Source organism: Rhizobium sp. 862_C5_N1_2, assembly GCF_051811205.1.
Classification (GTDB): Bacteria; Pseudomonadota; Alphaproteobacteria; order Rhizobiales; family Rhizobiaceae; genus Rhizobium; species Rhizobium leguminosarum.
Window position 1 is genome coordinate 227,409 of the sequence record NZ_JBPWPT010000002.1, and the last position, 26,672, is coordinate 254,080.

The 26,672-nt window shown below is 60.9% G+C and carries 25 protein-coding genes; 19 read left to right on the plus strand and 6 right to left on the minus strand.

Annotation, left to right across the window (positions count from 1 at the left end):
* Positions 1–4: 4 nt before the first annotated feature.
* Complete coding sequence (locus ACD590_RS25390) at positions 5–223, minus strand: MbtH family protein (RefSeq protein WP_222317858.1); 219 nt, start codon at positions 221–223, stop codon at positions 5–7.
* A 193-nt stretch (positions 224–416) separates the two neighbouring features.
* Between ACD590_RS25390 and ACD590_RS25395 the strand changes: the two genes are divergently transcribed.
* From ACD590_RS25395 to ACD590_RS25405, 3 genes are read left to right on the plus strand one after another with little or no spacing between them, the layout of a single operon-like run.
* Complete coding sequence (locus ACD590_RS25395) at positions 417–1,406, plus strand: GNAT family N-acetyltransferase (RefSeq protein ID WP_131590922.1); 990 nt, start codon at positions 417–419, stop codon at positions 1,404–1,406.
* Complete coding sequence (locus tag ACD590_RS25400; protein ID WP_439003639.1) at positions 1,403–2,824, plus strand: MATE family efflux transporter; 1,422 nt, start codon at positions 1,403–1,405, stop codon at positions 2,822–2,824. Before ACD590_RS25395 ends, ACD590_RS25400 begins: the two co-directional genes overlap by 4 nt.
* A 10-nt stretch (positions 2,825–2,834) precedes the next feature.
* Positions 2,835–4,022: a PLP-dependent transferase gene (locus ACD590_RS25405; protein WP_222317844.1), complete on the plus strand. Its 1,188-nt coding sequence runs from the start codon at positions 2,835–2,837 to the stop codon at positions 4,020–4,022.
* On the opposite strand, the gene ACD590_RS25410 is transcribed toward ACD590_RS25405, so the two are convergent.
* Positions 3,913–4,572, minus strand: a complete 660-nt coding sequence (locus ACD590_RS25410) for a sigma-70 family RNA polymerase sigma factor (protein WP_112906818.1) — start codon at positions 4,570–4,572, stop codon at positions 3,913–3,915. The genes ACD590_RS25405 and ACD590_RS25410 overlap by 110 nt on opposite strands.
* A gap of 163 nt (positions 4,573–4,735) precedes the next feature.
* On the opposite strand from ACD590_RS25410, the gene ACD590_RS25415 reads away from it, so the two are divergent.
* The gene (locus tag ACD590_RS25415) at positions 4,736–5,227 is read left to right on the plus strand and encodes a GNAT family N-acetyltransferase (RefSeq protein WP_439003640.1); all 492 of its coding nucleotides are present in this window, start codon (positions 4,736–4,738) and stop codon (positions 5,225–5,227) included.
* Between the two features lie 121 nt (positions 5,228–5,348).
* On the opposite strand, the gene fhuF is transcribed toward ACD590_RS25415, so the two are convergent.
* From fhuF to ACD590_RS25430, 3 genes are all read right to left on the minus strand, one after another.
* Positions 5,349–6,137 (minus strand): siderophore-iron reductase FhuF, encoded by a 789-nt coding sequence (gene fhuF / locus ACD590_RS25420; protein WP_018516827.1) that lies wholly within the window; start codon positions 6,135–6,137, stop codon positions 5,349–5,351.
* Positions 6,138–6,140: 3 nt separating this feature from the next.
* Positions 6,141–8,321 carry a TonB-dependent siderophore receptor gene (locus tag ACD590_RS25425; RefSeq protein ID WP_439003641.1) on the minus strand — a complete coding sequence of 727 codons (2,181 nt, stop codon included), beginning with the start codon at positions 8,319–8,321 and terminating at the stop codon, positions 6,141–6,143.
* 444 nt (positions 8,322–8,765) lie between these two features.
* A complete protein-coding gene (locus tag ACD590_RS25430; protein ID WP_018516829.1) occupies positions 8,766–9,341 on the minus strand; it encodes a TetR/AcrR family transcriptional regulator in 576 nt (191 codons plus the stop codon).
* Between the two features lie 104 nt (positions 9,342–9,445).
* Here ACD590_RS25430 and ACD590_RS25435 point away from each other — a divergent pair, with 104 nt between their 5' ends.
* Both ACD590_RS25435 and ACD590_RS25440 read left to right on the plus strand, forming a co-directional pair.
* A complete protein-coding gene (locus ACD590_RS25435) occupies positions 9,446–10,132 on the plus strand; it encodes a glutathione S-transferase family protein (protein ID WP_439003642.1) in 687 nt (228 codons plus the stop codon).
* Positions 10,133–10,223: 91 nt separating this feature from the next.
* Positions 10,224–11,195 carry an alpha/beta fold hydrolase gene (locus ACD590_RS25440; RefSeq protein ID WP_018245549.1) on the plus strand — a complete coding sequence of 324 codons (972 nt, stop codon included), beginning with the start codon at positions 10,224–10,226 and terminating at the stop codon, positions 11,193–11,195.
* Positions 11,196–11,272: 77 nt separating this feature from the next.
* Here the strand turns inward: ACD590_RS25440 and ACD590_RS25445 are convergent, their stop codons facing one another.
* Positions 11,273–11,677: a hypothetical protein gene (locus ACD590_RS25445; RefSeq protein ID WP_222317833.1), complete on the minus strand. Its 405-nt coding sequence runs from the start codon at positions 11,675–11,677 to the stop codon at positions 11,273–11,275.
* Between the two features lie 200 nt (positions 11,678–11,877).
* Here ACD590_RS25445 and ACD590_RS25450 point away from each other — a divergent pair, with 200 nt between their 5' ends.
* From ACD590_RS25450 to ACD590_RS25510, 13 genes are all read left to right on the plus strand, one after another.
* The gene (locus ACD590_RS25450) at positions 11,878–12,303 is read left to right on the plus strand and encodes a MarR family winged helix-turn-helix transcriptional regulator (RefSeq protein ID WP_018245547.1); all 426 of its coding nucleotides are present in this window, start codon (positions 11,878–11,880) and stop codon (positions 12,301–12,303) included.
* Positions 12,304–12,370: 67 nt separating this feature from the next.
* Complete coding sequence (locus tag ACD590_RS25455) at positions 12,371–13,264, plus strand: NmrA family NAD(P)-binding protein (protein WP_018516833.1); 894 nt, start codon at positions 12,371–12,373, stop codon at positions 13,262–13,264.
* 396 nt (positions 13,265–13,660) lie between these two features.
* Entirely contained in the window at positions 13,661–14,689 is a 1,029-nt protein-coding gene (locus ACD590_RS25460; protein WP_439003643.1) for a ketopantoate reductase family protein, read from the plus strand.
* Between the two features lie 51 nt (positions 14,690–14,740).
* A complete protein-coding gene (locus tag ACD590_RS25465; RefSeq protein WP_018516835.1) occupies positions 14,741–15,310 on the plus strand; it encodes a TetR/AcrR family transcriptional regulator in 570 nt (189 codons plus the stop codon).
* 12 nt (positions 15,311–15,322) lie between these two features.
* The gene (locus ACD590_RS25470) at positions 15,323–15,925 is read left to right on the plus strand and encodes a 2-hydroxychromene-2-carboxylate isomerase (protein ID WP_018245543.1); all 603 of its coding nucleotides are present in this window, start codon (positions 15,323–15,325) and stop codon (positions 15,923–15,925) included.
* A gap of 79 nt (positions 15,926–16,004) precedes the next feature.
* Complete coding sequence (locus tag ACD590_RS25475; RefSeq protein WP_281365504.1) at positions 16,005–16,130, plus strand: hypothetical protein; 126 nt, start codon at positions 16,005–16,007, stop codon at positions 16,128–16,130.
* On the plus strand, positions 16,127–17,524 hold the full coding sequence (locus ACD590_RS25480; protein ID WP_439003644.1) for an FAD-binding oxidoreductase: 1,398 nt from the start codon (positions 16,127–16,129) through the stop codon (positions 17,522–17,524). The genes ACD590_RS25475 and ACD590_RS25480 overlap by 4 nt, the downstream gene beginning before the upstream one ends.
* A 127-nt stretch (positions 17,525–17,651) precedes the next feature.
* Positions 17,652–19,985 (plus strand): molybdopterin guanine dinucleotide-containing S/N-oxide reductase, encoded by a 2,334-nt coding sequence (locus ACD590_RS25485; protein ID WP_439003645.1) that lies wholly within the window; start codon positions 17,652–17,654, stop codon positions 19,983–19,985.
* 184 nt (positions 19,986–20,169) lie between these two features.
* Complete coding sequence (locus tag ACD590_RS25490; protein ID WP_439020986.1) at positions 20,170–21,819, plus strand: ABC transporter substrate-binding protein; 1,650 nt, start codon at positions 20,170–20,172, stop codon at positions 21,817–21,819.
* Between the two features lie 37 nt (positions 21,820–21,856).
* Complete coding sequence (locus tag ACD590_RS25495; protein WP_018245538.1) at positions 21,857–22,867, plus strand: ABC transporter permease; 1,011 nt, start codon at positions 21,857–21,859, stop codon at positions 22,865–22,867.
* The gene (locus tag ACD590_RS25500; RefSeq protein ID WP_130729662.1) at positions 22,864–23,712 is read left to right on the plus strand and encodes an ABC transporter permease; all 849 of its coding nucleotides are present in this window, start codon (positions 22,864–22,866) and stop codon (positions 23,710–23,712) included. Before ACD590_RS25495 ends, ACD590_RS25500 begins: the two co-directional genes overlap by 4 nt.
* Positions 23,691–25,421, plus strand: a complete 1,731-nt coding sequence (locus tag ACD590_RS25505; protein WP_439003647.1) for a dipeptide ABC transporter ATP-binding protein — start codon at positions 23,691–23,693, stop codon at positions 25,419–25,421. Before ACD590_RS25500 ends, ACD590_RS25505 begins: the two co-directional genes overlap by 22 nt.
* On the plus strand, positions 25,418–26,500 hold the full coding sequence (locus ACD590_RS25510; RefSeq protein ID WP_130729664.1) for an LLM class flavin-dependent oxidoreductase: 1,083 nt from the start codon (positions 25,418–25,420) through the stop codon (positions 26,498–26,500). The genes ACD590_RS25505 and ACD590_RS25510 overlap by 4 nt, the downstream gene beginning before the upstream one ends.
* Positions 26,501–26,672: the final 172 nt, after the last annotated feature.

A 26,672-nucleotide genomic window follows, 5' to 3' on the forward strand; every position in this document is an offset into this window, starting at 1 on the left:
GGTTTCAGAGACGCGCGTCGCCGGCGATTGCCGAGCGCAAAGAGAGAGGGCGCGGATCCGCCCAGACGTCACGGATATGCGCCAGGCATTGCTGGCGCGAGCCGGCAAAGCCCGCCGGCTTCCAGCCCACGGGAATCCGCTTGTCCTGCGGCCAGACCGAGTAGCGACGCTCGGTGTCGATGACGGCGATCCAAAGATCGTCGTGAGGCTCAAGATTATCCATTCGCAGCTCCTGCGGTGATGATGGTCATGCGCAAGTGACGGATCCGGCAGGCTGCAGTTTAGAAAATTGATGAGAATTTTTTTCTTCGCTTATCCCTAAATCCGGCCGGAGATGGATCGTCATTCTACCAAATCGGCGCAGGAGCTTTCTTCATGCTCGCAGCGCTAAAAGCCCGACCGGCAAGGAGAACATCATGGATTTCGACGCCGCCAAACAAAGGCGCGCTTTGCAGTCGCGCAGCTACGTCAGCCTTGCACCCAATCTCATTCACCTCAAGACCGCCTACGGCCACCACGAAGCCGCATTCGAGGTCGAAGCCGGCATAGCGTCGGTGACCTTCTACCATGGAGATCTGGTGCAATCGCCGGAGCTTCTGATGGCGGCCGCCGAAGCGGTGACGGCACAAGATCGCTCGATTACATCAGTCGTCTTCGAAGGGCATCAGACAAGCCTTCCCAGACACATTGCCGGCACAGGCGGAAGGCTCGATTCGGCGATCCTATGGCAATGGCCATCGCTCTGGCTGCCGCAGCTGTCCTATCCGCTGCCGCCCGTGCAGGAGATGACCGCGGGCCGGTATCATCCGCGCCGACCCGCAAAGCCGAAGGGCACGGTCTACCAGCGTTTCATCCCCTGGCTGGAACGGGATATCACCTTCACGGTGGCTGATGCCGAGACCGATCTTGCCGCATTTCATCGCTGGATGAACGACGAACAGGTCAACACGATCTGGGAGGATGCAGGCTCGATCGACAAGCATCGGGAGATCCTGGAGGAGAGGATCGCCGATCCGCATGTCCTGCCGCTGATCGGCAGTTTCGCGGATATCCCCTTCGGCTATTTCGAAGTCTACTGGGCAAAGGAGAACCGTCTCGGTCCCTTTTACGACGCCGACGACTATGATCGTGGATGGCATGTGGCGATCGGCGAGCCCGATTATCGCGGCAAGAAATGGATCAGCGCATGGCTTCCTTCGCTGATGCATTTCATCTTCCTCGACGATCCGCGCACGAAGCGTATCGTCGGCGAGCCGCGTGCCAGTCACGAGCAGCAGATCCGCAACCTCGACCGCTCGGGTTTTGCCAAGGTCAAGCATTTCGATTTTCCGCACAAGCGGGCGCTCCTCGTAATGCTCGGCCGCGAGCGCTTCTTCGGTGATCGTCTCTGGGTGCCCGCGTCATGAACGACATGAGCGACGCAAGCGGCAGCTTCCGGAGACGGCAGCGCCTCGCACCGGAGGACCTTGCCAGTCCCCAGCTTTTCAGGCTGCTGCTTCGGCTTGGACTGCCGGCGATGTTCGGCCTGTCGATCAACGCCGCCCATCACACGATCAACATGATCTTCATCGGAATGATCGGTGAAGATCAAATCGCGGCGATCATGATCGTCCTGCCGGTCCTCATGCTCGTCGCCGCCTTCGGCGAAGGGATCGGCGTCGGTGTCGCAACCGAGGTCGGGCGGACGCTCGGAGCCGGCAACCGATCCCGGGCTGGCGCCATTGCCTCCGTTAGCCTTGCTGCCGGCGTCGCCTTCGGCGCGGCAAGCGCCATCGCAATCCTCGCATTTCCAGATTTGCTGCTGTTCGGCGCCACGCCTGCCCTTCAGCCGCTCGCGCAGCAATATCTGATGATCATTGCGGTCTCGGTGCCGCTGACGATGGCGCAGATCATTCTCGATTTCCTGGCGATCGCAGAGGGCAATGCCCGCTTCAGCATGTGGACGCTGGTCGCCTGCTTTGCGCTGAACATGATCCTCGATCCGATCATGATCTTTGGCTTCGGCCTCGGCCTGCAGGGCGTTGCGATCGCAACCATCCTGTCCCAACTCGTCGCACTTTGCATTTATGCTGCTTACCACGCCAGACGACTTGGGACGGTCCGGCTGGCGTTTGGCTGGCGGTGGAGACATATCGGCTATCTCAAACCTGTCCTTGCTGTGGGCGCGCCGACGACGCTGACCAGTCTCGCAACCGCAGGCGCGATTGCGGCAATGGTGTCGCTCGCCGGCACCTATCACGGAGAAGCCGGCATCGCTGGCGTCGGGATTGCCTTGCGGCTGCTTGCTGTGGGAACACTCCCCGTCATCGGTATTTCACTCGGGGCCCAGTCGATCCTGAGCTTTGCCTGGGGTCGAGGCGACTCGGCCCGAGTGCTGTCGGCAGCCCGCATCCTGACAGCGGTCACAACTGCGGTGAGTGGCACTTACGGGGTGGCCGCGCTCGCCTTCTCCGAAGAGCTTGCCTCGTTTTTCACCGACGATGCGACGGTGATCGGGATCGCGGCGCAAGCGATCGTCGCAACCCACCTTCCGCTTCTGCTGTTCGGCCTGCGGCAAACGGTGCTGATCCTCTTCCAGGCTCAGGGCAGACCGAAAGCGGCGGTTGCCATCGGCCTGGCGCAGAATGGATATCTTCTCTTTCCGCTGCTGGCTCTCCTGCCGCCGTACTTCGGCTTTTCAGGCTTGCTGGCAGCAATGTTCCTAGCTTCTGCCCTGACCGGCCTGCTGTCGGCCGTCTGCCTGATGAGGACGCTACGCGCGCTCCGGCAGCGCGCTGCCGATCATCTGACCTCCATCCGTCCATATCCCAGCTTTCGTCCATGAGAGGATGACCATGAACCAGTCGATCAACCCGCACGACCTTGGCGCCCATGCGGTCGCTGACGATCTCTTTACGCCTGTCGATCCGGCGGCATTCAACGCCGTGTCTCCGCCGATCTTCCAGACGTCGCTCTTCACCTACGACAGTTACGAGGCGATGGAGGATGTCTTCGCGGGCCGCACTCGCAACTACATCTATTCGCGCGGCGACAATCCGACGGTCCGCGAATTCGAACTCCTGGTCGCCCGCCTCGAGGGCGCAGAGGATGGACGCGCTTTCTCGAGCGGAACGGCCGCCATTACTTCGACAATTCTCAGTCTCGTTGAGGCGGGAGACCGGGTCGTTGCCGTTCGCCATCTCTACAACGATGTCTACCGCCTTCTGGTGAAGCTGCTCGGCAGGCTCGGTGTCGCGGTGGATTTCGTCGATCCCGCCGACCACGACGAGGTCCGCAAGGCCCTGTCGGGCGCCAAGCTGCTCTACCTCGAAAACCCCACATCCTTCGTCTTCGAGCTTCAGGACATTGCAGCGCTGTCGGCCATGGCAAAGGAGGCCGGTGTTACCACAATCATCGACAATTCCTGGGCAACGCCGCTCTTTCAAAAACCGATCCAGCATGGCGTCGATATCGTCATTCACGCCGCCTCGAAATATCTCGGCGGTCACAGCGATACGGTCGCCGGCGTCGTCGTCGGCTCGAAGGAGGCCATCGCCAGGATCAATTCAATATCCTACCCCTATGTCGGCGCCAAACTGTCACCGTTCGAGGCCTGGCTGCTGCTGCGCGGCATGCGCACGCTGCGTGTCCGTCTCAAGGAGCACGAGCGCAGCGGGCTTTTGTTGGCCGGGCGGCTGAAGGAGCATTCTGCGATCGCACGCGTTCGTCACCCGGCATTCCAGGAGCATCCCGGACGGGCGACGCTCACGGGTTTTGCCGGGCTGTTCGCCTTCGACCTCAATCCCGATATCGATGTCGCCCGTTTTGTGAATAGCCTTCGCGATATCCGCCTCGGTGTCAGCTGGGGGGGACCCGAAACGCTGGTGGTCCCCGCCAAGGTCGCGTTGCAGATCCCCGACCGGATGACCTCCTTCATCCGGTTCGGTGTGAGCGAGCAGACGGTTCGTTTCGCCGTTGGCCTGGAAGAGCCGGAACTGTTGTGGAGTGATTTGCAGCAGGCGCTGTACGCCGCGAAACGGTAGGGTCCTGGCGGTGCGCATGGTCGGGGCGGGAAGCAGGCTCAGTAATTGCCAGATGGCAATGCTCCTCTGCCGCCTTGATCATGAAGTTGACGAGGGTCCTTGAGACGCCGAGTTCGGCTGCAATATCCTTCTGCGGCACGCCGTTAAGGCGATGGCGAATGAAGGCATCGTTGGTTCGCTTCGGCAACGCCTCGAGCGAGGCAAGCACATTGCGCAAAGTCTCGGCGGCGACAAGCTGGTCGAGCACGGTGGGGATGGGAGCTGTGATCTCCTGAACCTGGTCGATCGACCTATAGTTGTTCATCTGCTGACGTCGCCGGCGGCTCTCGTCGAGTGCGAGATTATAGACCATCCGGAAGGCGTAACCGATCGGGCAACGAATGCCGTCAGTTTTGACCCCATAGGCTTTAATGACTCCATCCTGAAATATATCCTCGGAATATGACTTTGATTTGACAACGCTTTCAATCGTTTTGAGGAGTTTTTCCTTGTTTTCGATCATGGCGTTGACCACGGCATTTCCGTTCACATCACGATGCAATGTGTGCATTGTCCTGTACCCTTTTTACAAATGGAAAATCAGGCTCTGTCGTTGCTGGTCGATGCGGTCTTGGCGTTCCTTCTTCGAGGAAAGTACACGATTTGATTGCAGTGTCTATTTTAAGGTGATAACAAGAGTCAAGTTTAAATCGACCTGATGAAAGCGAGAAAAAATGGGAAGGACAGTGGAGATCCTGACGGGCAAGGCGGAGCTCTGCCGATCGATCATGGGGGCTTTGCCCGACTGGTTTTCAGAACCTGAGATCATCGAAGCGAGCGCCCAGGCGATCGAAGACCTGCCGGTGTTCGGCTATGTCGAAGCCGACGTCGTGACAGCGTTGATGGCCTTGAAGCCCCACCCGCCCGGCGCCGTCGAGATCGCGCTGATTGCGACACGACCCGAACATCACGGTCGCGGCGCCGGACGCCATCTCATCGATGCGGCCGAACGTTTCGGCCACGAATCGGGTGCCCGACTTCTGACCGTCAAGACGCTCGCCCCGCGCGACCGCGACGAACCGCAGTTCGAGGCGACGCGGCGCTTCTATGACCGGAACGGCTTTGTGCGGGCGGAGGTCTTTGCAAAGCTCTGGCACGAGGATCATCCATGCCTGTTCCTGGTCAAGCCGCTCGCCGACGTCGAGGCAGGTGAAGCCGTGTTTTGAGGCGACAGGAATTTCTGCCTGGCGCGTTGGCAATGACCAGCGCGGTACATTGGAGCGGCCCTTCTCGTCATCGCCGACTGCCATCCATCGTCTCTTCAGGACCTTGGCGAGCCGATAGGAGCTAATGGCGCCCGTCCGGCAGCGGACAGGCTTCGCCGCAGCCACCCACGCCCGGCAGATTGTAACGCAGGCAGCAGACCTTTCGGCGAGCGAACTCCAGTCCGCATTGCTGTCGTGCAATGCGGATCATGCCGAACATCGGATTGCGCCCGCCGCATGGCCATGCAGCTTCTTCAAGCAGCGCCAGGCCGCCTTCGACGAGGCCGGGCTCGTGACGATGGGCGATCTCCTTGAGAATCCAGGAGAGATATGCCGCGACATTGTTCCAGAGAAGCTTCGGAGCGACGCCGGCATTGACGGCGATCGCCGCGATCACCGGTTCGGCGTGGCGGCGCATCAGCCGGTGAAGCTCGCCGGCGGGCTCGGTGGTAACGTCTGGTCTTTCGGACATCACGAATGCTTCCGGCTCGCCCGTATGCTCGTTGCAGACGAGCGAAAGCCCGTCGATCTCCAACGGCAGCCCGATCCGGTGCACGAACATGTGGAGGCTGGGGGCGATCGTCAGCATGCTGAAATAGTAGAGCGTCCACATGGAGACGATCGCACGACGGTCGCTGTCCGGAAACTTTTGCGCATATCGGCCAATGATTTCGTCAAAGATTGCCCGGTCGCAAATATCCCTGCAGGGAATGACGATGCCCGTCTGCGGTGGAGAACTGAGCAGCTTGCCGCGGCAATAGGAGAACGGGCCGTCGCCCACCAGGCCGTCGAGGTCGACGGCCTGGTGGGCGACGGGATGATCAGCGACCAACGTCGCGGGCAGGAGCGCTCGGGTCGTCTCCGGCGCCATCTATTACCACCGGTATTTCAGGGTCGCCGTCATGTTGCGGCCTTGGCCGAGATAGCAGAAGCCCTCGTTGCACACGGTGTCGCGCTGGTCGGCAATGTTGCGGATATTGAAGGCAGCCGTCAGGCCCTCGTAGTTCTTGTCGATCGCGCCGAAATCATAGGCGGCAGATGCATCGACATAGAAGCTCGACGGGTTCTTCGAGGTATTGGCGGTATCCGTCCAATTCTCGCTGACATAACGGACGCCCGCGCCGACCGACAGGCCGTTGAACGGATTGGTTTCCTGGAAAGTATAGTTTGCCCAGAGGCTTGCGACATGCGCGGGCGTGAAGGCCGGCGTGTTGCCCTCATTGTCGCCTCCGGTCACCTCGGAATGGTTGTAGGTGTAGGCCGCAATGATGTCGAGGCCGTCGGCGATTGCCGCGCGCGCTTCAAGCTCGATGCCCTTTCCCGTCACTTCGCCAAGCGAGTCGTAGGCAAGGGTCAGCGGATTGACCAGCACCGGCTTGTTCTTTTCGACGATGTGATAGGCGACCGCCGACAGCAGGATGTCGGTGCCCGGCGGCTGGTACTTCACGCCGAGTTCGTACTGTTCACCCTCGGTCGGCTCCAGGATCTTGCCGGATGCCGACCGGTTGGTGACCGGGTCGAACGAGGTCGCATAGGAGACGAAGGGTGCAATGCCGTTGTCGAAGAGGTAAAGCGCGCCGGCTTGCCAGGAGAAGGCGTTCTTGTTGACGTCTTCCGAGGCGTTCAACCCGAAGGAGGGATAGGTCGTGTCACGCGTCTGGTTCACCCAGGTCTGGCGGCCGCCGAGGTTGAAACGCCAGTTTCCAGCCTCGATCTGGTCAAGGGCGTAAACGCCGACTTGGCGCATATCGGCATCGGCAACGATGAAGTTATAGTCCGGCGTGGCGCCCGAAACACCGTAGGTCGGATTGGCGATATCGAAATCGAAGGCCGAGTTGACGGCGCCGATACCGTAGCCCCAGTTCGACTGGAGATTGGTGTAATCGAGGCCGAACAGCATCGTGTGTGCAAGGGGACCCGTATCGAACTTCGCCTCGAGCTGGTTGTCGACCTGGAAGACGTTCATCTCGTCGCGGATCGAACTCGCGTTACGATGAGCGACAGTCCCGGTCCAGCTGGAAACGCCGAGGTAACGAGCCCTGAGATCGAGATGCGAATAGCGCAGGTTCTGGCGGAACGTCAGGCCGTTGTCGAATTCGTGCTCGAACTGATAGCCGATCTGCTGCTGCTTGACCTTCTGGTAGTCGTAGTCGGGATCGCTCTGCCTTATGTCGAGAATTTTGCCGTCGACGGTCGTGATCGCGCCGACATTGGCATCGGTCTCGTCGGACTGCGCCAGGCCGTACAGCGTGAAGGACGTGCCTTCGTCGGGCTTCCAGGTGAAGGACGGCGCCAGGAAATAGCGATCGTCGGCAATATCGAAATTGTTGTCGCCGTGGCGCGCAAGGCCGACGATGCGATAAAGGAAGTCGTCGTTCCCCTCGCTGATCGGTCCGCCGAAATCGAACATCCCCTGAGCCCGATCCTTGGTGCTGTAGGAGATGCCGACTTCGTGGATCGGCTCTTCGGTCGGAAGCTTCGATATCTTGTTGACGAGGCCGCCCGGCGATCCCGAGCCGTAGAGAACGGATACCGGTCCCTTGATCACCTCGACGCGTTGCAGCTGATAGGGATCGGTGCGGAACATGCCGTAATTGATATAGGGCTGGCGCAGGCTGTCCCGATAGTCGCCAACCGTCGTGATGTTGAAGCCGCGAATGAAGATTTGGTCGAAGCGCGGATCGAAGCCGTTCGGTCCTGTCGTCACGCCGGCCGAATAGCGCACGGCCTCGATGATGCTCTGGGCGCCCCGCTGCTCGATTTCCTTCTCGGTGGTCACCGAGACCGAACGCGGCGTCTCGACGAGCGGCGTGTTGATTTTGGTCGCCGCCGAGCTGTTCTTAGCGGCAACGGACGTCCGGTCAGCCTTGCTATCAGAGGCTGCGCCGCCTTGAATGACGATCGGCTCCAGCGCTGTCGCACTGGCATCGGTGGCGCTCTGGCCTGCAGCCGGCGATGCCGCAATGCCGATCAGGACGATCGCTGTCGTGACAAATAGGCTATCTCTATAAATTCGCGATACATTATTAGAAACATTCAAAAAAACACGTGCCATTGCTTGGTCCCTACGCCACGGATGCGGGCGGAACCTATGGAGCGAAATTGGCCTTGTCAACATAAGATGATTATTTTAGTCACCTTTAAATCGATAAATCCACGCCTTCAACACTCCCGAACAGGTTGCACGTAGAATCGAGGCCTCGTAACGTTCTGTGCGGGTAAATTGCCAACGGAGGCGGTTCTGCCGCGCGCGAGACCAAGTGCGCACCGAGACGACTGCCAACCTGCCGGTCTTGACGGGGATGGACCCGACGATCTTGTATTGCTGCTGATTTTGAACCACGCCCGCGGCCAGCAGTATCAACTGACTGAGTAGGAGGGGTATTTCGACCGCAGATGCCGCTGAAGTGGCTCGCCGGATAGGTCGGCCGGCGGACTTGCGCAAAACACCATCGCCTCACTTGAGTCAACTGCCACTCCCATTTGAGCCGCCGGCCAATTACGGGAAGAGACCTGTCGCTCGGTAAGCCCGGATCGTCCGGTCATAGATGCCGATGTCCTGGCAGCCCCGCGCGACCAGCTGGGCCCCCTCGATGGCTGCGAAGATCGCCATCGCGTGCTCCTGCAGGTCTTGGTCGCTTGCGGAAGGCTTGGCCCGCGAGAGCACCTTGGATAGCCAACCGACGTTCATAGCGGCGAATTTATCGACCTCGGTCCGAACCTCCGTGGGAAGGTCGTCAAGTTCGGCGCTCATGATTCCGCACAGGCACATGCGATTGTCGTTTGCCAGAGCTGAGCGAAAGATCTCAGTATATCTGTCCATGCACCAGGTCGCGTTTTCGGACGTCGCCAGCAGCTCCGTCAGATAGGCTGCTCCGTCCTCGGTGTAGCGACGCGCCAATGCGGCGCCGAGGGCGCCCTTGGTCGGGAAGTGGTAGTGCACGCTGGCACTCTTGATCCCCACTTCTTTCGCGAGCTCACGAAAGCTAAGCGCATTATAACCGTGCGCCTGCACCGTCGCTCTTGCGGCGCTCATGACCGCCTCGCGCATATCCGTTTTGGTTTTGGCCATCATCGATCCTTACCTATCACTCGATAGATAGTTGTTGACGCCGGAAAAGGGAAGGGATAAACGACGACTGTAACCTATCTATCGATAGACAGATAAAGTAGTCTCCCATGAAAATCTTCGATCGCCCCGGGTTTCCCAATCCGGCCCGCATCCGCATCGTGCTCGCCGAGAAGGATCTCGAACCGCAGGTCGAGTTTGTTTCCGTCGATCTTATCGGTGCCGAACACAAGCAACCCGCCTTCCTCCAAAAGAACCCCTCGGGCGTGCTGCCGGTGCTCCAGCTCGAGGACGGCACCTACATCGCGGAGGCCACTGCCATCACCGAATACCTCGACAATCTCAACGGCGATCCGCGGCTCACCGGCAAGACGCCAAAGGAAAAGGCCGTCATCCACATGATGCAGAAGCGGGCCGAGACCGAGCTGCTCGATGCGGTCGGCAACTATTTCCACCACGCGACGCCCGGCCTCGGCGCCGAGCTACGAGTGTTCAAGAGCCCGGAATGGGCTGGCCGCCAGGACTGGGGCAACCGCCAGCGCGACAAGGCGCTCGCCGGCATGACATATTTCGACAGATTGTTGCAGGACCAGTCGTTCGTCGCCGGCGATGCATTCTCGATGGCCGACATCACGGTGTTTGCCGGGCTGATGTTTGCCGACGCCGCCGGCATTGCCATCCCTGAAGATCATTCCGCGCTGAAGTCCTGGCGCGCAAAAGTCTCCGAGCTGCCGAGCGTCAAGAATCGCAGCGGCCAGATGTTCGTCGCGGAGGATCTGCGCAGGCTCGGCTTCTGATCCCCGCACCCGGCCTGAACATCGCGGCGATACGTCCAACCACATTACCCACTCGCGCCGCCCAGGCGGCATAATCTCACGGAGTTTCCTCATGTCTACGATCTCAACACCCGACAGTGCTTCCCGGCGCAACCTGCTGAAAGGGGCTGCCATCGCCGGCGTCGGACTGGCGGCGGCCGGTGCCAGTGCGAACTTGGCGGCAGCAAAAACGCCCGCGTCAGTCCATGCCGGGAAGCTCACAGGCGACCGCCTGGTCACGAAAGACGGCACCGACCTCTACTTCAAGGACTGGGGCACCGGTCCGGCCGTGGTATTTAGCCATGGCTATCCGCTCTCGTCCGACGCCTGGGAGGACCAGATGTTCTTCCTGTTGCAGAACGGCTATCGCGTCATCGCCCATGACCGTCGGGGCTTTGGCCGGTCGAGCCAGCCGTCCGGCGGTTACGACTACGACACCTTCGCCGACGACCTGGCGCAACTGGTCGAAGCGCTCGATCTGCGCGAGGCAACGTTCGTCGGCCACTCGATGGGCGGTGGCGAGGTCGCGCGTTATGTCGCGCGTCACGGCCAGAGCCGCGTCGCCAAGGTCGCCTTCGTCTCCTCGGTGACACCCTTCCTGCTCAAGACCGCGACCAATCCAAACGGAGCGCCAAAGGAGCTGTTCGATACGTTCCGCGCCGCTGTGCAGGCAAACCGGTCGCAGTGGAATCTCGACGTCACCATGCCGTACTACAGCTTCAACCGTCCGGGCTCGCACGTCTCGGAAGGTCTTAGGGAGAGCTACTGGCGTCAGGGACAGGCAACCGGGTTTCTTGCCGCCTATCACGCGCTTGGCGCCTTCTCCGAAACCGATTTCCGCGACGACCTCAAGAAGATCACCGTTCCCGCGCTGGTGGTCCACGGCAGCGACGACCAGATCGTCCCGCTGGAAATCTCCGCGAAACTGACCGCCGGGCTCGTTCCACATGCCAAGCTCATTGTCTACGAAGGCGGCTCCCATGGGCTGCTGCATGTCGACAAGGACCGATTGAACGCCGATCTGCTGGCGTTCCTTCGCGGCTGATGGCGTGGAAAAGGCCGGGGGCTGGCTGTAGCCCAGCCTCCGGCGCCATTGCGTGCGATCGTATGCGAGTCTGGCAATCAGGACGCCGTGATCTCGTTGACCGACGCGTCGTAAAAGAGATCGTCACCAAACCCCTCCCCGACAATGCCGCCCAGTCCTGCCGACAGCGACAGCGCAGCGTCCAAAGGCAAAAACGTCATCGTCACGCGCCGAACGAGCCCGGTCTCGTCGCGCTCGATGACACCTACCGCTTCCAGATCGAGGCCGGTGCGAAGTGTTGCCTTGTATTGCAGGAAATGGCGCTGATCGATCGCCCCATAGAAGGTCGGCGTCTGCGAGGCATAGAGCGTGCCGACGGCCTCGACCAGGCGCTTGATATTGTCACGGCCGGAAACCGGACGGCGCAGGACCGTCCCTCTCAGTTCGGCGTCATCGGCAAGATCATCGAGGAATGGGTGCTTTTCTCCGTTGCTGCCCGTCATGACGTTTCTCCGGAAGGCGTGATTTCTGGGGTGGCCGCGTGAGCGCGATCCAAACTCGACATCGACCTTGCGGGATATAGTGTGTAATTGCACGTCAAGCAATGAGCCTTGGAATCGGGATATGGCGAGCATTCTACTTTGTCCGTCGAACGCCGAGATTCGCGCTTGACACTGTGCAATTGCACATTTAGATGTGCCCCATGCCGACACCCACTGGTCCCCATCTCTGTTACGCCCTCGCCGCCCGCCAGAACGCGCGGCATCTGAGCCGTCTTTACGACAATCATTTGGCGCCTGCCGAACTGTCGGTCTCGCAGTTCTCCATCCTGTCGCTGCTAGAAGCCTACCAGAGCCTCAAGATCACCAGTCTGGCCCATATGCTGAGCATGGAGCGTACGACGCTCGTCCGCGCGCTGAAGCCGCTGCAGGCAGCCGGATGGGTTGTCGCCGGGAGAGCCGACAGCGGCCGCGCCTTCGATGTCACCCTCTCCCCCTCCGGCGTCGCAAAGGTGGCGGAGGCTGTCCCCCTTTGGGAAAACGCCCAGGCCGCGTTTGAGCGGGAGGTCGGACAGGACCGCGCCGTGCGCATGCGCGATGAAATCCTGGAGCTGAACCTCGGCGGGTAGCTCCCCTTTTTACCCAAAACTGTGTAATTACACACTTTATGATGCAGCCAAACACAAGGAGATAGAAATGACTGACAAGTTCCTCGTTACCGGCGCAACCGGTGAGACCGGCCGCTACACCGTCCAACGCCTGCTCGAAAAAGGCCACTCCGTCCGCGCTATGGTCCACAGGCAAGACGAGCGCGCCGACGCGCTTCGCAACGAAGGCGCCGAGGTCGTGGTTGGCGACCTCTTCGAGCATGACGACGTTATCCGCGCTGCCGCCGGCACCACTGCCGCCTATTTCTGCTATCCGGTCCGTCCCGGCATCATCCAGACGACGGCATATTTCGCCGATGCGGCCAGGCGCGCCGGGCTGAAGGCCGTAATCAACATGTCGCAGATCTCCGCGCGCGAGGACTCCAAGAGCCATGCGGCGCGCGATCACTGGATCGCCGAGCGGGTCTTCGACTGGTCGGGTGTTCCCACCATCCACCTGCGGCCGACCTTCTTCTCGCAATGGCTGCTCTACCCGTTTGCACGCAAGACGATCGTCGAGCAGAGCATCATTGATCTGCCCTACGGCGCTGGCCGTCATGCGCCGATCGCCGCCGAGGACCAGGCCCGCCTGATCGCCTCGCTGCTGGCCGATCCGGCCGCCCATATCGGCAAGACCTACACGCTTCATGGGTCGACCGAGCTTGACCAGCCGGGCATCGCCGCGGCCATCAGCGAGGTGCTCGGCCGCAAGATCAGCTACCAGCCGCTGACCATCCCCGCCTATCGCGATCGCCTGGAAAAGTTCGGCCTGCCGGAATTTCTGATCCAGCATTTCTGCGCGATCGCCCTCGATTACCAGAACGGTATCTTCTCGGGCGCCGACAAGATCATCGCCGAAGTGACGGGCGTGCCGCCGATGACCGTTCAGGACTTCGTCACCTCGCACCGGGCCGCCTTCAATACCCTGAACGCGGCGGCGTAAGCCGCTCCGGCGCGGCTCGACGAGCATTGGCATCACCGGGTCTGAAACACCGGCTCCGTCCACAAGCTGATGGCGGCGCGATGAATGCGCCGCCCGGCCAACCTTCCAGGAGAAGCAAGTTGAACATCGACCTTTCAGGTAAGGTCGCCCTCGTCACCGAATCTACCGAAGGCATTTTCCAGAATTTGCTTCTTATTTGATCCACGGTCGGCGGAGACTAAGGTGGCCGTAAAACGCCCAAATTCCAAACTATTTTCTACGAAATCAGTAGAAAGAGAACGACCTGTCTTTCTTCGGTCCATTTGCATGCCTATGTTTGAAACGTGGGCTTGTCGACCTTCTCGCTGACGCCACACGCTAGTCCGCCTTGGTCATAAATCAGATTTGGGAAGAGAGATGACACGATACGTTATCGTGGGGGCAGGCGCGGTGGGTGCGAGCCTCGCTGCGCAGTTCGAACTTTCCGGCATCACATATGCGCTCGTCGGACGCGGCGCACAGATCGGCCATATAAAGACGTATGGCCTGAGCTACCAACGTCCCTCCGGCAAGCGACAGATCGGGCTTAACGCTTTCGACCTCAGCGACCCGCCCAAATTGACCCTCGATGATATCCTGCTGCTGACGGTCAAAACTCAGGACGCGGCAAGCTCCCTGGCCTCCTGGTCATGGCGTCCTGTGTCGGATTCGGGGGGTGCAACGGCTGCCAGTCTCCCCGTCGTCACTTTTCAAAATGGCTTGGCGACAGAAGCGATTGCGCTCAGAACTTTCGCCAGGGTTTACGGAGCTAGTATTCTGACGCCAGCACGGTTTACCGAGACCGGCTCCGTTGCAGTGGCGGGTGATCCGCAGGTCGGCGTGGTCACCATAGGGCGTTTCCCGTCGGGTTCTGATGAAACGGCCGAGCAGATTGCGGCGGACCTCACCCGCGCTAATTATCTGGCGGAAACCAGCAATGATATCCGCCGTTGGAAATCAGCCAAACTTCTTCACAACGTCCGAAACGTCTTGGAATTGTTCGTTGGGGCCGAGGATGTCCGCGTCTCCATCGCCGAGGCGCTGGTCAATGAAGCTCGCCAGGCTCTTGAGGCTGCCGGTTATAACCTCGCCTCACCCTCTGAACGGACCGCAGATCTTTCCGGGTGGCGCATAGCGCAGGACAGTGGCATCCATCCCGGTCAACAATCGACCTGGCAGAGTTTTACCAGAGGCGCTTCGAGTGAAGTCGATTTTCTCAACGGCGAAATCGTCTTGCTGGGTCGTTTGCACAATATTCCGACACCCTACAATGAGGTTGTCCAGAATCTTGCTGGCAGATTGGAGCATCAAGGCGGCTTCACCAAAGCACTGGCGCTTGACGCGATTCAATCACTTGTCGACAGGCCCTATCGGGCGAGCAACACCGATCTCGCCGCAACGAACTGATTGTCGCCGTCTAATTGTTCAACGATGCAACCACCAACCTGAAGCGATCCAATGAGAGAACCCATATCAGATCAGATCCTCGCCGCAGCCGGCGGGCTATTTTACAGCGAAGGTATTCGGGCTGTTGGGATAGATCGCATTATCGAAGAAGCGAAAGTTGCAAAGGCAACGCTATATCGACACTTCCCGTCCAAGGATCATCTTGTTGCGGCCTATCTCCAGGATCGCCACGAACGTGTTGTTCGCTCCTTGCGGGAGGCCTTGGACGCGACGGCTGCTCCGAGAGACCAGGTGAGAGTTATTTTCGAGCGCCTGTATGAAAAGGCCGACAGCCCGGAGTTCCGGGGCTGCGCATTTGCTCTTGCGGTGGCCGAGCATGGCGACTCAGAACGCGTCGTGTCCGTCGCCCGAACGCATAAGAAGGCCGTGAGCGACATTTTCCGTGCCATTATCTCCAAAGCCGAATTAGGGCCCGACCAGACGGCTGCTCATCTATCGCTTCTCTATGAAGGCGCGCTTGCGACGGTGGCAGTCGGACGTGATCCAACAGCGGTTCTCGTCGCCCGAGACTGCGCACTTTCTGTATTCGACGCCGCAATCCTACGCGACCGGACATCTTGAGAGCACTATAATATGACAAAGATCATCGACTATTTCTTCGGCATTGGCTCGCCATGGGCTTTCATCGGTCTGGACGCGTTCGCGGCACTGGCTTCCGAACAAAACGCTACGATCCGCCCCTATGTCATCCCCCTGATTGAGGATAACGGCGCCATCTATTCTCGTAACCGGCCGGAGGCCCGTCGAGCTTATTGGACGAAGGATCTCAAGCGTTGGGCGGCCGTCCGGGGCAAAACGCTGAACTTCGAAAATCGCGCGGCCTTGTCGGATCCAACGCCGGCGGGTTTCATGATCCTTGCCGCCATCGATGCGGGCAAAGACTGGCTCAAGCTGACGAAAGCGCTGCAGGAGGCCTTCTGGTTGCGCGGAGAAAATATCGGTGACGCACAGGTGCGTCGCGCAATCGCGGATGCCGCGGGCTTCGATGGCGCAGCGCTGGATGAGCGTGCCCAGAGCGACGCCGTGTTGTCGATATGGAAGGCCAATTACAAGACCGCCAAGGACGCCGGTGTGTTTGGGCTGCCGACATTCCGTTATGAGGACGAGCTTTACTGGGGGCAGGACAGCCTGCCCTTCCTCGAACGTCATCTCAAGGGCGCAAAACTGGTCGCCTGATCCTGTCGTAAAGTCGAGGTGCGCGCCCGCGCGAACGCAGCCGGGCCGCAAACCTCAGATCGCAATTCCGGGGTTTCTCATGTCTCTTTGCTTGCCGGGTTCCCTGGTCTTCACCGAATGGCTGGCGGCGCATCTCGATCATCCTGGCCACGTCATTCTTGACGGCTCTTTCACGACACCGATGTCGCGCGGAGCGGACAAGTGAGCGCGCTCTCCCCTGCTCTTATCGAGGCGCTATACGACCGTTTCGGTGACCGCTTCTCCACATCGCAGCCCTTGCGGGAGCAGCATGGCCGCGGTGAATCCCACCACATCGCCGCGATTCCGGATGCAATCGTCTTTGCGGAAAACACGGAGGACGTAGCGGTAACCGTGCGGATCTGCGCGGCCGAAGGCGTGCCGGTCGTCGCATTCGGCGCCGGTACCTCCCTCGAGGGCCATCTGAGCGCGGTACGGGGTGGCGTTTCCATCGATCTCTCCCGCATGTCGCAGATCGTCCGCATCAGCGCCGAGGATTTGGATTGCACGGTTGAGGCCGGCGTGACCCGCGAGCAGTTGAACGCTCATCTGCGTGACATGGGCCTGTTCTTCCCGATCGATCCGGGCGCCAATGCCTCGATCGGCGGTATGGCATCGACCCGCGCATCAGGCACGAATGCCGTGCGCTACGGAACCATGCGCGAAAACGTCTTGTCTCTAACCGTCGTTCTGCCGAGCGGTCAGATCATCCGAACCGGTGGGCGGGCACGAAAGTCGTCGGCCGGATACGATCTGACGCGGCTCTTCGTGGGCTCCGAAGGGACCCTCGGCATCATCACCGAGGTGACGCTTCGGCTTTATGGCATTCCGGAAACGACCTCGGCCGCGCTTTGCTCGTTCGAGAATGTCGAACAGGCGGTTGCTGCGGCCATCGCAGTCGTGCAGCTCGGCATTCCGGTCGCGCGGATGGAGTTGATGGACCGCGGTCTGATTGAAGCCGTCAATGCTTATTCGAACCTGTCCTTGAAGATCGAGGACACACTGGCCTTCGAGTTCCACGGCTCTCCGGCCAGCGTGCAGGAACAGGTCGAGATGGTCGCCGGCATCGTCGGGGACAACGGCGGCAAGGACTTCGAATGGGCCAATACGCCGGAAGAACGCAACCGCCTCTGGAAGGCGCGTCACAATGCGTTTTATGCCGTCGTTTCCCAGCGTGCGAATGCCAAGGGCTGGTCTTCCGACGTCTGCGTGCCGGTATCGCAGCTCAGTGCCTGCATTCTCGACACGCGCGAACTGCTGCGTAGCTGCAGCGTGCCGGCCGCCATTCTCGGCCATGTCGGCGACGGCAACAACCATGTTGTCTTCGCCGTCGATCCGACGAGCCAGGCAGAACTCGACGAGGTCGCCGCCATCAACAAGAAGATGGTGGAATACGCGATTTCGGTCGATGGCACATCGACGGGCGAACATGGGGTGGGCACAGGCAAGATCAAATATTTGCGTCAGGAACACGGAGATGCCGTGGATCTCATGGCGGTCATCAAAAATGCCATCGATCCGAAAGGCATCATGAATCCCGGCAAAGTCCTTCCAGACCATGTTTCGCCGGCTACTGCATAATTCCTTAAATCGGAATCGATTTAAGGAATTATGCAGCATTTCAAAGCGTTACAGCGTCCTTGGCGCGTCTTAAAAGACGCGCGGCGCTGTACTCTGAAAACGGCTTGATCGCCGAGGATACTGTCAAATGAATAGCTTCAAGACCCACAGTTCCCATTGGGGGGCGTTTTCAGGCCGATACGAAAACGGAAGTCTTGAGGTCCGGCCTCATCCGGGCGATCCGCATCCGTCGCCATTGCTGGGCAACATTCCGGCGATCGCCCATAGCCCTATGCGCATCAGGCGGCCGGCGATCAGGCGCGGCTGGCTCGAAGGCGCGCCGGATCACGCGCAGAATCGCGGGTCGGACGACTATGTCGAGGTCAGCTGGCCGCGCGCAGCCGACCTCGTCGCAAAAGAGCTGCAGCGCGTTTACGGAAACTTTGGCCCGGAAGCCGTGTTCGGGGGATCCTACGGATGGGCTAGTGCCGGACGGTTCCATCATGCGCAGAGCCAGATCCACCGGTTTCTGAACGTGCTGGGTGGTTACGTCAGTTCCGTCAACACCTACAGCTCCGGTGCGGCAATGGTCATCATCCCGCATGTGTTGGGACCATATGACCATTTCGACCGCAAGAGTGTCACCTGGGATGCCATCGAGCGGAGCAGCGAACTGGTCGTCGCCTTCGGCGGGATGGCGATCAAGAACACCGATGTGCATGGCGGCGGCATCAGCGCCCATATCGTGCCCCGGACGCTGAACGGCGCGCACGCGCGAGGCGCGCGTTTTGTCCTCGTGAGCCCCCTGGAAGACGATTTTCCTGCTGAGGTGAATGCCGAATGGCTGCCCATCTTACCCGGCACCGACATCGCGCTGATGCTCGGCCTCGCGCATGTGCTCGTCAGCGAGGGATTGCACGATCGCCAATTTCTCGACCGATATACGGTCGGCTACGAACGTTTTGAAGACTACCTGCTTGGCCGGATCGATGGTGTCGAAAAAAGCCCGGATTGGGCGTCCCACATCTGCGGCATCGGCGTCGATGCCATAAAGACCCTCGCGCTTTCCATGGCGCGCGCCAGGACGTTGATCACCGTCAGCCATTCCCTGCAACGTGCCGACCATGGCGAGCAGCCGGTCTGGATGGGCATCGTGCTCGCCGCAATGCTCGGGCAGATTGGGCTGGATGGCGGCGGCTATTCCTATTCCCTTGGTGCGTTGGGCAACATCGGCAAACACCAGCTCGCCGTCCCGCTGCCGACGCTCAGCCAATTCAAGAATGCCGTGTCGGATTTCATTCCCGTCGCGCGCATCGCCGACATGCTGCTCAATCCGGGCCACGAGTACAACTACAACGGCCACGCGATGCGTTATCCCGATATCCGCCTCGTCTATTGGGCGGGAGGCAACCCGTTCCATCACCATCAGGATCTCAACAGGCTGCGGGCGGCATTCAAGAAACCGGAGACCATCATCGTGCATGAGACGGCCTGGACGTCGTCTGCGCGCCACGCCGATATCGTGCTGCCGGCGACGACCACGCTCGAGCGTGACGATATCGGGGCAGCGGACCGCGATCCGCTGATGGTCGCCATGAAGAAGCTGATCGAGCCGGTCGGCGAAGCACGGGACGATTATGAAATCTTCTCTGAGATCGCGCGCCGTCTCGGCAAATTCGAAGAGTTCACCGAAAACCGGACCAGCCGGGAATGGCTAACCTTCCTTTTCGAAACAACGCGCAAGGCGCTCGTAGCCGGTGGACACGAAGCTCCCGACTTCGAGACGTTCTGGGAACGCGGAGAGATGCGCCTGCCGCTCAAACCCGACGATGGCGGACCGGCGCGTGCCTTTCGCCATGATCCGTTTGCATCTCCACTTCAAACGCCATCCGGGAAGATCGAGATCTTTTCGCAGAGGATCGAAAGCTTCGGTTACGATGATTGCCGCGGCGATCCGCGATGGTATCCGCCAAGGGCGGAGGCGGAGGACGATAAAAGCCGCTTCCCGCTCCATCTGGTCTGCAACCAGCCGCATCAGCGGCTGCATAGCCAGCTGGACTATGGCGATTTCAGCCGCTCCACCAAGATAAAGGGGCGGGAACCGGTTCGTATAAACCCGGCTGACGCGGCCGAACGCGGCATTTCCGATGGCGACATTGTGAGGCTGTTCAACGCCCGCGGGAGTTGCCTTGCAGCCGCGGTGATCAGCGAGGACGTCCGAAAGGGCGTGATGCAGCTTGCAACGGGTGCGTGGTTCGAACCCGACAATGCGGCCTCCGACAAAGCCATGTGCATCCACGGCAATCCGAACATCCTCACCCGTGATGTCGGAACCTCGCAATTGGCCCAAGGCTCGACCGGACAGCTTACCAGGGTGGAGGCAGAGCGGTTCGTCGGCGAACTGCCTCCGGTGCGGATATTCGAGGGGATAACGTTCTTAGACGAGGCTGAGAGGTCCAGCACGAAGGCCAGCAGCCAATAGATCGGCTTCACCAACCACGGCGAAGGATGCATTGAGCCCGGAAAAGCTGATCCTCACACACCCAGAAACCGAACAAAATAATCCATAAAATTAGTAGAAAAAGAACAACTGGTCTTTCTCCCTCCTGTTGCCCTGCTTAGGCTATGCGTCGTGATCTACTTGGCAAACAATACAGGACCGCATTATGATCGAACGCTCTTCCCCGTTCTCCCTTTCCCGGCGTCTGCTGATCGCCACCTCTGCGTTGGCAATCGCCGCCTTGGTGGTAACGGCTGAGTTCAATCCGGCTCTGAGTGCCGATAGCCCACACAACGGCGGTGACATCACCTTCCTGATCGACTCGCTGGGTGATACCTGGATCCCGAACAACAGCGCCATTTCCAGCTTCCAGGGCCACATCTGGGGCCATGTCACCGATAAGCTCCTTTACGTAGATGCTGACGGCAAGGTCAGCCCCTGGATCGCCGAACGCTGGGAGCAGAACGACAAGGCCACCGAGTTCACCCTGCACCTGAAGAGCGGCGTCACTTTCTCCGACGGCACCGCGCTCGATGCGTCGGCCGTCGTCGCCAACCTCGACATCTGGTACGCCGGCCGCAAGAGCGAAGGCATCAACCCGATTGGTCTCTTCCCGAAGACCTATGACCACGCCGAGGCGGTGGACGCGACCACAGTGAAGGTCTTCTTCAAGGCGCCGACGCTCGGCTTCATCCCGACCCTCGGCTATCACGGCTCGATCCTCATCTCCCCGAAGGCCCTCGCTCAGCCCGCAGCCCAGCAGGCCGACCTCAGTAAGACCTCCGGCAGCGGCCCCTACGTGGTCGACTCCTGGAAGGAGGGCGACTTCGTCAAGCTGGTCAAGCGCAAGGACTACAACTGGGGGCCTGCGGCAGTCGGTCATACTGGTCCGGCCTATCTCGACACGATCACCTACAAGCTGGTGTCCGAGCCCTCGCTGCGCGTGGCCGCTGTCCAGTCCGGCCAGGCCGACGTCGCCTACAACGCCTCGCCGCAGGAGCTGGAGTCTTTGAAGGCAGAGGGCTTCACCACCGCGACACCGCGCTATCTCGGCTTCGTGAATGGTTGGGCAATCAACACCAAGCTTGCACCATATGACGACGTGAAAGTCCGCCAGGCCCTGCAGGCCGGCATCAACCGCCAGGAGATCATCGACACCGTCTATACGCCCGACTGGAAGCTCGCGACGTCCTTCATCCAGAGCAACGTGCCGGGAGCGACCGATCAAAGCGCGCTTTTGGCCTACAACCCCGACAAGGCCGAGAAGCTTCTCGACGAGGCGGGCTGGGTCAAGGGCGCAGACGGCATCCGCACCAAGAACGGCCAGCCACTCGTGCTGACGCTGCATTCCAACCCCTACCTCGCAACCTCGAAATCGGTCGACGAACTCATCGCCCAGCAACTCGGCAAGATCGGCTGGAAAGTCGCTATCCGTGCCTACGATGTCGTCACCTTCGGCCAAAAGGTCAAATACGGCGGTCCGGCAGTGCCGGCCTACGAGGTGACGCGCAGCTTCATCGACGCCGGCACCGTCGCCAGTATCCTGACGAACGCCAACAACGGCGAGAACTGGTTCGCCCTCGACGAGAGCGACAAGACGCTCAACGAACTCCGCGACAAGATCGCCAGCGCCGGTTCCATCGAAGGCCGCAAACCGCTCCTCGACGAACTGCAGAAGTACATTCTCGATCAGGGCTACTTCATCCCGCGCACGCAAATCGTCCAGCGGATCTACGTGCAATCCCCGAAGCTCAAGGGCGAAGTCTATAACGGCGTCGCCTATGCCAGCTACTACACGGCCTCGAAAAGCGAATAACCCGCAATTCAACCGAGCAACGTAAGAAGGTGACGGCATGAGCAAAGCCTACCTAAACTACGCCGCAAAACGCCTGGTACAGGCGATCGTCGTGATCCTGCTGGCCTATGTCTTCACCTTCGTCGTCGTCAGCATCCTGCCCGGCGACCCGATCACCAATGTCCTGAACAACCCCCAGAATGGGTTCACACCGGATGAGATCAAGGAGATCATCGCCGCCCAGGGCCTGGATAAGCCGATCCCGGTCCAGTTGTGGACATCCTTTTCCGGCTTCGTGACCGGCGATCTCGGCCTGTCGATGCGGACCAACCGGCCCGTCGCGACGCTGATCGCCGAGGTGCTGCCATCGACGTTGATCCTTGCTTCTGCAGGCCTCGTCGTCGCGCTGCTGCTCGCGGCGGTGATCGCCTATGGCACGCAGTTTCTTCCAAAACACTTTGGCCAAGGCTTGCTGCGGGGCTTCCCGTCATTGTTCCTGTCGGTGCCCAACTTCGTGATCGGCCTGGTGCTGATCCACCTCTTCGGTTTCCAGCTCGGCGTCTTCCGCGTGATCGAGCCCGACAGCTTCTGGGCGACCCTTTTCGCAGCCATCGCGCTCGGCATCCCGATCTCCGCGCAAATCGCCGAAGTGCTCATCGCCAACCTCGATCATGAGTCCGGCCAGGAATACGCCGCCGTCGCGCGGGGCCGCGGGCTCGGGCAAATGCGCCTGTTCGCCAAGCACCTGCTCAAGCCGTCTTCGCTCCCGGTCATTACCGTCATTGCGCTTACCATCGGCGAACTGCTCGGCGGCTCGCTGATCACCGAGACGGTATTCGGACGCACCGGTCTTGGCAGCCTGGTGCAGCGGTCGGTGAGCACTCAGGACCTGCCCGTGCTTCAGGCGGTCGTCTCTCTGGCAGCGGTGGTCTTCGTGGTCGTCAACCTGATCGCCGACCTTGCCTACCCGCTGCTCGACCCGCGCGTAAAACTGCTTGGCACGCCCGAGCGTCGTCCAACCACAGCCGACGAAGGTTCCGCCGGCATTTCCAAGGTGGTGACCTCATGACCCTCGCCTCCACCCACTCTACCTCGCGCATCACCGCGATCGGGCGGCTGACGGCGCTGCGCGTGCCGCCGGTCGTCGCGCTCTCTTTCGCAATCGTCGCGCTGGCGATCGCCTGGTCTCTCGCCCCAAGCCTGTTCACGAGCTATGACCCGGTCAACGGCGTTCCCGCTCAAAAGCTGCTGGGCCCAAGTGCAGCGCACTGGTTCGGCACCGATCACCTCGGCCGCGACCTTTATACCCGTGTGGTCTATGGCACAGCCTCCTCGGTCGCCAGCGCGCTGATCGCCGTCGTCATCGGCGTTTTCGCCGGTGGCCTCATCGGCCTGCTGGCCGGCTTCTTCGGCGGGTGGGTGGATACTCTGTTTGCGCGCCTGGTCGACGTGCTGCTTGCGATTCCAAAATTCCTGCTGGCCGTCATCGTCGTCACGGCGATCGGCTTCGACACCACGAACGCCGCCATCGCAACCGGCGTCTCGGCGGTGGCCCTCTTCGCCCGGGTGATGCGCTCGGAGGTCATCAAGACCCGGCAAGCGACATTCGTCGAGTCTTCCTTTCTACTGGGTGGATCGCGCTGGCACATCCTTTGGCGCCACGTGCTGCCGAACGCCTCGCGCTCGGTGCTACCGCTTGCAGTGCTGCAGTTCGGCGACTCGATCCTGGTGATCGCCAGTCTCGCTTTCCTCGGCTACGGCGACCCTCCACCGGCCTCCGACTGGGGCCTGCTGATCTCGATCGGCAAGGACTACCTCAAATGGCCGTGGCTGGTTTACGCGCCCGCATTCGTCACGATCGCAACCGTCCTCTCCGTGAACAGGATCAGCCGATGGCTTCGCAAGACAGACTGACTGAGCTTTTCGCCCGTACTGACGTCACCGGGTCGGCGCTCCGGCGATCGTCCCCCCTGCTCCGGATCGATGGGCTGTCGGTTTCCTACGGACCGCAGCAAGTCGTCAGCGACGTTGGGTTTGAACTCGGCCGCGGCAAGAGCCTCGCCCTCATCGGAGAGTCGGGCTCGGGCAAGTCGACCATCGCCCGCGCGGTGTTGCGACTGCTCGCCACTGGTGGACGCGCTAACGGCCGCGTCGAGTTCGACGGCCAGGAGGTATTGGGCCTCTCGGAGCGTCGTTTCCGGCCCTTGCGGGGACGTGCGATCGGGTTTGTCCCGCAGGACCCCGGCAACTCGCTCAACCCGGTGCGGACGATCGGCGCCCAGGCGATGGAGGCGGCAGCACTCGTCGACGAGCCCAATAAGGCAATCCGCAAGGCGCTCATCCTGGAGACCTTCGCCCAGGTCGGCCTCGACAACCCCCAGCGGGTCTATGACTCTTACCCGCACCAGCTGTCCGGCGGCATGCTGCAGCGCGTGCTGATCGGCCTTGCTGTCCTCCCCCGGCCGTTGCTGCTGGTCGCAGACGAGCCGACGTCAGCGCTCGACGTCACGATCCAGAAACGCATCCTCGACTTGCTTTCCAAGTTGCAGCACGAACTGGATATCAGCCTGCTCCTCATCACCCACGATCTGGCGATCGCCGCCGAGCGGGCGGACTCTCTGGTGGTGCTCAAGGACGGCATCGTCCAGGAAGCCGGCAGCACCACGGCTGTCTTCTCCGCGCCCGCTTCGGCATACGCTAGGAAGTTGCATGCCGACGTCCCAGCCCTCAACCCCGATCGTTACCGTAAGCTACGAGACCCCGCCTTCCGTCTCCTCGGGACCAAGACCGACAAGGCACCGAAGATCGAGGTTAGCGGCGTCACGAAGACTTTCACGGTCGACGGCAAGGTTCTGACGGCCGTCAACGACGTGTCGTTTGCCGTCCAGGCTGGCACCACGCACGCGCTGGTCGGCGAATCCGGTTCTGGCAAGACGACGGCAATCCGGCTGCTGCTTGGGCTCGAACAACCCGACATCGGGAACATTGCGGTCGCCGGCGAGCAGCTCAACGGTCGTCCGCCCGAGTCGCTGCGCGCGGTATGGCGCCACCTGCAGCTCGTCTACCAGAACCCGTTCACGTCACTGGACCCGACCTGGAAAGTCGAGCAGCTGGTACGAGAACCGCTCGACCAGTTCAAGATCGGAACCCGCGAGGAGCGCTCCGCGCGGGTCCGCGAAGCGCTGGCCAATGTCGGGCTCGGCGAGCACCTGCTCTTGCGTAAGCCGGAAGCCTTGTCAGGTGGACAGCGCCAGCGCGTGGCCATCGCCAGGTCTCTGGTCCTCAAGCCTGATGTGATCGTGCTCGACGAGCCGACCTCCGCGCTCGACGTCAGCGTTCAGGCCGACATCGTCGAGGTGCTGCTTTCGCTGCAAGCCAGGCTTGGCCTGACCTATGTATTCGTCTCCCACGATCTGGCTCTGGTGCGCCAACTCGCGCACACCGTCTCGGTGATGCAGCGCGGGCGCATCGTCGAACATGGGAGCGTCACCGACATCTTCGGAAACCCCCAGCAGCCCTATACTCGGTCGCTGCTGGAATCGATCCCATCGGGCGCCGCTGGTATCGCCCGTGCACCACACCCGCAACCTCGGCGGATCTTCAACGAGGAAAGGATCGCATGACCATCGCTGCGACTGTAAATCCTCAGCCCGCGTCGTTCCGCCCAAAGCAGCGGCTCGGCTTCAACACCCGGGTATCGTTCAATGACGAGGCCGGACCGGCGCAAGGTCTGCGCGACGGGATCGAGTTGTTCAAGGAAGCAGAGCGGCTGGGTTATCAGTCGGGCTGGGCCTATCAGCGACACTTCGACCACTATCTCTCTTCACCGCTTCCGTTCTTTGCCGCGGCCGGTCAGCACACCAAGCGCATCAACCTGGGATCGGCGGTCATCCCAATGCGCTATCAGGACCCGATCCTGCTCGCCGAAGCGGCCGGTACGACGGACTTGCTCATCGATGGCCGGCTGGAACTTGCGATCTCGACCGGTGCCACCGCGGCGTTCGACGCTGTGTTCGGTACGGTCGACACCGACGCCCGGACGGAAGCGAAACGCCGCCAGGCACGCTTCCTCTCAGCGATCGCAGGCGAAGTCCTCCATACGGTCGTTTCGCCAGGCCAGGGTGCTCCGCAAGGCGCCGAACTGCGCGTAACACCGCATAGCCCGACCCTGCGCTCCCGCATACGACAAGGGTCGGCCAGCCTGAGCTCGGCAGTGCAGGCAGCCGAGCTCGGGATCGGGCTTATCTCCGGAACCGTGCAGCACGACCAGGCCGAGGGCGAGACTTTCGGGCAGTATCAGGCTCGCATTATCGAGGCGTTCCGCGCCACCTGGCGCACGACCTGGGGAACGGAGCCGCCATCGGTCGCAGTCGCCGCCTCCATCCTGGTTGGGACCACCGCCGAACTTCGAGAGAAATACGCTGCCTATGACCTCGAGCGTCGCACCATCGGAATTGCCGCGTCGCGTCCCAAAGGTGCCCTCGCGCCCGCCAGCCAACCAGCCGGCGCTCAGATTTCGCCTGTCTTCCAAGGCACGCCCGATCAAGTGATTGAGGCCGTGTTCAACGACCCGGGCCTCGCAGCCGCAGACGAGGTCGTGCTCTTCCTGCCCCCCGCCTTCGGCCTCGCCGAGAACATAAGGTTGCTGGCCGACCTGGCCGAGACAGTCGCTCCAGGACTTGGCTGGTCGCCCGCCTCGTAACCATTTACAGGCCACACGGCTCGATGCCAGGACAGTTGAAGGCATCAGGTGTCAACGCCATGGCCGGGAGCGAGTCCTACTCCATCCGCCGCGATAGCGAATATTTTCTATAAAATCGATAGAAAGAGAATGACCTGTCTTCCTCGCGGCGCTGCCGCGCCTTAACGTCAAT

Bases quoted from the DNA above. Each gene is read 5' to 3' on its own strand.
- ACD590_RS25390 (WP_222317858.1), bottom strand. From the start codon at position 223: ATGGATAATCTTGAGCCTCACGACGATCTTTGGATCGCCGTCATCGAC.
- ACD590_RS25395 (WP_131590922.1), top strand. From the start codon at position 417: ATGGATTTCGACGCCGCCAAACAAAGGCGCGCTTTGCAGTCGCGCAGC.
- ACD590_RS25400 (WP_439003639.1), top strand. From the start codon at position 1,403: ATGAACGACATGAGCGACGCAAGCGGCAGCTTCCGGAGACGGCAGCGC.
- ACD590_RS25405 (WP_222317844.1), top strand. From the start codon at position 2,835: ATGAACCAGTCGATCAACCCGCACGACCTTGGCGCCCATGCGGTCGCT.
- ACD590_RS25410 (WP_112906818.1), bottom strand. From the start codon at position 4,572: ATGCACACATTGCATCGTGATGTGAACGGAAATGCCGTGGTCAACGCC.
- ACD590_RS25415 (WP_439003640.1), top strand. From the start codon at position 4,736: ATGGGAAGGACAGTGGAGATCCTGACGGGCAAGGCGGAGCTCTGCCGA.
- fhuF (WP_018516827.1), bottom strand. From the start codon at position 6,137: ATGGCGCCGGAGACGACCCGAGCGCTCCTGCCCGCGACGTTGGTCGCT.
- ACD590_RS25425 (WP_439003641.1), bottom strand. From the start codon at position 8,321: ATGGCACGTGTTTTTTTGAATGTTTCTAATAATGTATCGCGAATTTAT.
- ACD590_RS25430 (WP_018516829.1), bottom strand. From the start codon at position 9,341: ATGATGGCCAAAACCAAAACGGATATGCGCGAGGCGGTCATGAGCGCC.
- ACD590_RS25435 (WP_439003642.1), top strand. From the start codon at position 9,446: ATGAAAATCTTCGATCGCCCCGGGTTTCCCAATCCGGCCCGCATCCGC.
- ACD590_RS25440 (WP_018245549.1), top strand. From the start codon at position 10,224: ATGTCTACGATCTCAACACCCGACAGTGCTTCCCGGCGCAACCTGCTG.
- ACD590_RS25445 (WP_222317833.1), bottom strand. From the start codon at position 11,677: ATGACGGGCAGCAACGGAGAAAAGCACCCATTCCTCGATGATCTTGCC.
- ACD590_RS25450 (WP_018245547.1), top strand. From the start codon at position 11,878: ATGCCGACACCCACTGGTCCCCATCTCTGTTACGCCCTCGCCGCCCGC.
- ACD590_RS25455 (WP_018516833.1), top strand. From the start codon at position 12,371: ATGACTGACAAGTTCCTCGTTACCGGCGCAACCGGTGAGACCGGCCGC.
- ACD590_RS25460 (WP_439003643.1), top strand. From the start codon at position 13,661: ATGACACGATACGTTATCGTGGGGGCAGGCGCGGTGGGTGCGAGCCTC.
- ACD590_RS25465 (WP_018516835.1), top strand. From the start codon at position 14,741: ATGAGAGAACCCATATCAGATCAGATCCTCGCCGCAGCCGGCGGGCTA.
- ACD590_RS25470 (WP_018245543.1), top strand. From the start codon at position 15,323: ATGACAAAGATCATCGACTATTTCTTCGGCATTGGCTCGCCATGGGCT.
- ACD590_RS25475 (WP_281365504.1), top strand. From the start codon at position 16,005: ATGTCTCTTTGCTTGCCGGGTTCCCTGGTCTTCACCGAATGGCTGGCG.
- ACD590_RS25485 (WP_439003645.1), top strand. From the start codon at position 17,652: ATGAATAGCTTCAAGACCCACAGTTCCCATTGGGGGGCGTTTTCAGGC.
- ACD590_RS25490 (WP_439020986.1), top strand. From the start codon at position 20,170: ATGATCGAACGCTCTTCCCCGTTCTCCCTTTCCCGGCGTCTGCTGATC.
- ACD590_RS25495 (WP_018245538.1), top strand. From the start codon at position 21,857: ATGAGCAAAGCCTACCTAAACTACGCCGCAAAACGCCTGGTACAGGCG.
- ACD590_RS25500 (WP_130729662.1), top strand. From the start codon at position 22,864: ATGACCCTCGCCTCCACCCACTCTACCTCGCGCATCACCGCGATCGGG.
- ACD590_RS25505 (WP_439003647.1), top strand. From the start codon at position 23,691: ATGGCTTCGCAAGACAGACTGACTGAGCTTTTCGCCCGTACTGACGTC.
- ACD590_RS25510 (WP_130729664.1), top strand. From the start codon at position 25,418: ATGACCATCGCTGCGACTGTAAATCCTCAGCCCGCGTCGTTCCGCCCA.